Origin of the sequence: Rhodococcus sp. (in: high G+C Gram-positive bacteria), assembly GCF_049286785.1 — a bacterium.
GTDB lineage: Bacteria > Actinomycetota > Actinomycetes > Mycobacteriales > Mycobacteriaceae > Rhodococcus_F.
Map to the genome: position 1 here is coordinate 1 of NZ_JBAQEO010000063.1, position 4,991 is coordinate 4,991.

Below are 4,991 nucleotides of genomic sequence, written 5' to 3' on the forward strand. Positions count from 1 at the left end.
CCTCAAATGGGCAGCGAAACGCTCACACCACCAACATCATCCGCAACCCACACGCCCTCCGGAATGCACGATTCTCACCGGCTAACTGAACGGTATTGGGTCTAGCCCTGAAGATCCGGTGTCCGGAGATTCAGGACCCGGACGATGGAGACTGGGACATCTTGCTCGCCACGTCCGGTACCTCGGCGGTCACCAGGGTTCTTCCGCTGCCCGCCAAGGGTTGGAACACGGCCCGGTACAGCAGCCTCATGCCCTACTCGTCGGACGGCAGGGATATCAGATGGTTGCTCGCCGAGCCGCTCGGACGGCAACCCTCCGGCACCTCGCTGGACGCGTTGAGGAATGCGGTCTCGAAGGCGCCGTTGGAGTTCGCACTGCACCTGAAACCTCTGTCCGGGCCGGCTGTGCCCGCCGGGCGTGTCACTCTGTCGCGGATCCTGGAGGGTGACGACCACGAACAACCCAGCTTCGACCCGGTTCTGCATCGACCCCGCCGCGTCCGGCTGCTTCCGGAATGGCTGGCCGGAGTACGGGTCGGTGCCTACCGGGGGAGTAGGGAGGGCAGGGAAGTAGGGACGGAACGGAATGTGAAAGGCCGGAATGTGAAAGGCCGGAATGTGAAAGGCCGGGAGTTGTAAAAGCAAAGGGAGTTCCGTCTAGCCGAAAGAGTGATTGACGGCCCGGATGACGACGAGTTCCTCGCTGCGCTGTCCGGCATCGATCAGCCCACGGTTCTCGAGCATCGCCCGGCGTGCGGTCATGACCGGACCGAACGGTATTTCCTGGCGGCACATCACATCGACTTCCAACCCCTGCTCCTCGAGCATGGTCTGGGTTTTCTCCACCCCACTGAGCGCGGACTGCGCCAGCAACAGGGTTCCCCCCTGATCGAGCACCTCGGGTGCTTGCCTGCAAATCCGGTCGAGCAGGGCCCGTCCGTCTTTACCGGCATCCCATGCACGCGCGATACCGGTCGCGGGCAACGCGTCGTTGTGGGCGGGCACATACGGCGGGTTCGAGATGACCAGATCGAAGCGTTCGTCGCGGACCGGGTTCACCAAATCGCCTCGCAGAACCCGTATGCGATGTCCCCGAATCCGGGAGTTGAGCCAGGCGGTGGTGAACGCGCGCCGGGAAATGTCAAGGGCGGTGACGTGGCCGGCTCCGGTCTGGGCTGCCCGCACCGCGAGTGCACCCGTCCCGGTGCAGATGTCGAGCACCCGGCTGTGTGCTCGGAGATCCTGCTGGGCAACGATGTCGGCGAGCAGCCACGTGTCTTCCTGCGGGGGGTACACCCCCGGCAAACGGATCAGCATCGCAGACTCCTCACGTCGTTGTTCGGACACCAGGCCACAGTGCGCAGGGCTTGGACGTTATTGTGGTTGAAACCAATTGCCGCCGCGGGAAAATAGCCCTGCGGTTCGTTGCCGACGTTTTCGGGGGTTGATGAATGAGCACCTATGATGAAGTCGCGGAACGCATTTCCGCTGCCGCGCAGGATCGGGATGTCACCATCGCCACAGCGGAATCGTTGACCGGTGGCAAGATCTCGACCGTTCTCGGCGCGGCTCCGTCCTCGTCCGACTGGTACCGAGGCAGCATCGTCGCATACTCCAGTGACGTGAAACACGGGTTGTTGAAGGTGCCGGAGGGGCCGGTCGTGAGCGAGCCCAGTGCGCGCGCAATGGTCGGTTCGGTGGCGGAACTGCTGGACGCGGACCTCGCGGTGGCGGTCACCGGCGCTGGAGGTCCCGATTCGCAGGATGGGCAGGAACCCGGCACGGTGTGGTTCGGAATCTACGATCATGGCCACATCCGCACCGAGCTGAAGCAGTTCGACGGTGATCCGGGCGAGGTGGTCGAAGCCACCACCGCGCACGCCCTCGACTTGCTGGTCGAGTCGCTCGGCCGATAGCGGCCACAGAGGTGGAACGGGCCCCCGGAACCGCAATCGGTTCCGGGCGCCCCTCTCAATGCCCACCTTGCTCACTGCCCACCTTGATCCGTCAGTTCTTTGCCCTCGAGTTTCTTCACGCGTCTGCGTTCGAGGAGAACGAGGACGACACCGACAATGAAGCCGAGGACACAGACCGCACCGGCGATCACGGCCCAACCCTCGAAACCGTAACCGGCAGCGACCAAGGCCAACCCGAGCACTACGATGCCTGTGCCGATGAGGATGTAACCAGGCCAGTTTCGATTGTCGCTGATTGCTTCGCCGGCATGACTGCGCATGGTGCGATCTGCGTCCTGCGAATACTGATCTTCATTGTTTGTCATGTCAGCTCCTGCCGGTGTCAATCATGGTCGTTCTCGTCGTCCTCAGCGAGTTCGGGTACGTTTTCGCGTGTGGCCATCCCGCCGTGGTGCCCGTGGTCGGCGGGACCGGGCCGCCCGCCCCTGGGCTCGTCGTCGCTGTCGTCGGCATCCGACGCGTTCGTCATGAGCGCTCCCACACACGGTGTGCCTGCAGGAGTTCGGTAACTCCGGCAACGGCACCTTCCGATTCCTCGGCGACCACGACTCCTGCCGCGGCCGGGTCCACCGCTGCGGCCGTGAGCGCATCGGTGCCCGCTCCCCATACACCGATGGCCTTGTTATGGCGGAAGGCCTCGTCGACGAGGATGCGTAACTGCGGATGGAGCGGGGCGGCAGCCAGCAGCAGCGCGTCGAACTCGACGGACCGTGCCGTCGCGAACGTGCGTGAGATCGGAATCGTCTTGCCGGTGGCTCCGAGGGTGCCGCCGTGCGAGGCGATCACCAGCGGCGTCATCCCCGCTTTGTCGATGGCGGTCACGGCCTTGCGCAGTTCTCCCGGGTCGGTGTCATCGTCCGCGACGATGCCCACCATGCGCCCGTCGACGGGCCAGGTGGAACCCACCTGTGACAGGGCAGGGCTGGGGGAAGGCTCGGTATCGAACGGCACCGTGGCCTTCGGAGCGTCGAGTCCGAGTCCCTCGGCGACGGTGGCGCACAACTGCGGATCGATATTGGCCAGCACCGCCAGAGCGCGTTCCTTGATCACCCGTTCGAAGCACTTGCCGAGTTCGAAGGTGTACGCGTCCGCGACGTGCGTCTTCTCGACCGCGGTCAGGCTCGCGTAGAACATCCTGGCCTGCGAGTAATGGTCGTCGAACGATTCGGCCGCCGTGCGTTGCTTCACCGGCGGTCCCGTCACCGCAACCGGCACATCGATGAACGGCGCATCCTCCGCTCCGGCGAAGAAGGGACAACCGCCGCCCAGGCTGTTGGGCTTGTAGGGGGCGGCGCCCTGGTGAACACCGGTCTGGTGCATCCCGTCACGAAGCATGTCGTTGACGGGTGCATGGGGCCGATTGATGGGGAGCTGACCGAAGTTGGGGCCGCCCAGCCGGCTGAGCTGGGTGTCGAGGTAGGAGAACAGGCGACCCTGGAGCAGCGGATCGTCGGTGACGTCGATACCGCGTACAAGGTGGCCCACGTGGAAGGCAACCTGCTCCGTCTCGGCGAAGAAGTTGGTGGGATTGGCATTGAGAGTCATCGTCCCTATGGGCTGCACGGGTGCAAGCTCTTCGGGCACGATCTTCGTCGGATCGAGGAGGTCGATTCCGTCGAACATGTGATCGGGGGTATCGGGGAACGCCTGAATTCCCAGGTCCCATTCAGGGAAGGCACCGGCCTCGATGGCGTCCGCGAGATCGCGACGATGGAAGTCGGGATCGACACCGGCGAGCAGCTGCGCCTCTTCCCACAAGAGCGAATGCACACCGAGACGTGGCTTCCAGTGGAACTTCACCAGCGTGGTCTCACCGGCGTCGTCGACGAGGCGGAAGGTGTGGACACCGAAGCCCTCCATCGTTCGGTACGAGCGGGGGATGCCTCGATCGGACATGTTCCACAGCGTGTGGGCGGTTGCCTCGGTGTGGAGGGTCACGAAGTCCCAGAAGGTGTCGTGTGCACTCTGTGCCTGCGGGATCTCCCGATCGGGATGAGGTTTGGCCGCGTGGACGACGTCGGGAAACTTGATGGCGTCCTGGATGAAGAACACCGGAATGTTGTTGCCGACGAGGTCGAAGGTGCCCTCGTCCGTGTAGAACTTGGTGGCGAATCCGCGGGTGTCGCGCACGGTGTCGGCTGATCCGCGGGAGCCGAGCACGGTGGAGAAGCGCACGAAGACGGGAGTCTCGATACCTTTTCGCAGGAATCCGGCGGCGGTGAGGTTCTCTGCCGCCCCATTGGCCTTGAACACCCCGTGAGCGGCAGACCCGCGGGCGTGTACCACGCGCTCGGGGATCCGCTCATGATCGAAATGGGTGATCTTCTCCCGGAGATGATGATCCTGCAGCAGCGTGGGACCGCGTTTCCCCGCTTTGAGGGAATGATCGGAATCGACGAGTCGGGCGCCCTGGGCCGTCGTCAGGAACTTCCCGTGCGCCCCCCGGTCTTCCGGGGCGGCCGAGGTTTCCTTGCCGGTGGGTGACACGGTCGCCGGACCCTGTTGGTCAGGCTTGGCGGGCGGCATGTCCGACGGTGTGCCGGGTTCTTCCGATTCGGGTTCGAATCCAGCTGGTGAGCCGGGGGCTGGGGCAATTTTGCGAGCCATGGACACCACTTTCCGTGCGCTGTCGAATGTCAACCGATGTTGTCTGGACTCGACTGCCCCGATCGGGGACTTCCTACGCAGGATATTCCCATCCTGCGGGACAGATTCTCGAGGCGGTGAATCGGACTACCCGCGAGTAGCATGGTGTCTGCCTCGGCCTGGTTCGAACGTTTCGACGCATACCTTCGTGGGTGCAGCTATGTGATAGTGCCGTAATGTCAGCGTTGACCGTCCAGAACCTTCGGCTCTGGTTTCGCTCGTGCCGCGGCAACGGACGCCGTGGCCTACGAAGAGATGAGGGTGGAGTGCCCCGCACCCAGGAATACTCCGATCACTACGCAGACGCGCTCGTAGCAATGGCTGTTGCTACCCAGCGTCCGGCGAACGTCGTCAACACGGGGTCCGGCTA

At 64.0% G+C, this 4,991-nt stretch carries 6 protein-coding genes; 2 read left to right on the forward strand and 4 right to left on the reverse strand.

The features are described from left to right. The first annotated feature begins 95 nt into the window (after positions 1–95). Positions 96–638: a hypothetical protein gene (locus WAW17_RS02385; RefSeq protein ID WP_422331422.1), complete on the forward strand. Its 543-nt coding sequence runs from the start codon at positions 96–98 to the stop codon at positions 636–638. Between the two features lie 18 nt (positions 639–656). On the opposite strand, the gene WAW17_RS02390 is transcribed toward WAW17_RS02385, so the two are convergent. Next, positions 657–1,316 carry a HemK2/MTQ2 family protein methyltransferase gene (locus WAW17_RS02390; RefSeq protein ID WP_422331423.1) on the reverse strand — a complete coding sequence of 220 codons (660 nt, stop codon included), beginning with the start codon at positions 1,314–1,316 and terminating at the stop codon, positions 657–659. Between the two features lie 134 nt (positions 1,317–1,450). Here WAW17_RS02390 and WAW17_RS02395 point away from each other — a divergent pair, with 134 nt between their 5' ends. Beyond that, entirely contained in the window at positions 1,451–1,915 is a 465-nt protein-coding gene (locus tag WAW17_RS02395) for a CinA family protein (RefSeq protein ID WP_422331424.1), read from the forward strand. Between the two features lie 71 nt (positions 1,916–1,986). Here the strand turns inward: WAW17_RS02395 and WAW17_RS02400 are convergent, their stop codons facing one another. Genes WAW17_RS02400 through WAW17_RS02410 form a run of 3 tightly spaced genes read right to left on the reverse strand, consistent with a single transcriptional unit; the run spans position 1,987 to position 4,582 of the window. Next, positions 1,987–2,280 carry a hypothetical protein gene (locus WAW17_RS02400; RefSeq protein WP_422331425.1) on the reverse strand — a complete coding sequence of 98 codons (294 nt, stop codon included), beginning with the start codon at positions 2,278–2,280 and terminating at the stop codon, positions 1,987–1,989. 17 nt (positions 2,281–2,297) lie between these two features. Next, positions 2,298–2,444, reverse strand: a complete 147-nt coding sequence (locus WAW17_RS02405) for a hypothetical protein (protein WP_422331426.1) — start codon at positions 2,442–2,444, stop codon at positions 2,298–2,300. Continuing rightward, entirely contained in the window at positions 2,441–4,582 is a 2,142-nt protein-coding gene (locus WAW17_RS02410) for a catalase (RefSeq protein WP_422331427.1), read from the reverse strand. The genes WAW17_RS02405 and WAW17_RS02410 overlap by 4 nt, the downstream gene beginning before the upstream one ends. Positions 4,583–4,991 lie beyond the last annotated feature (409 nt).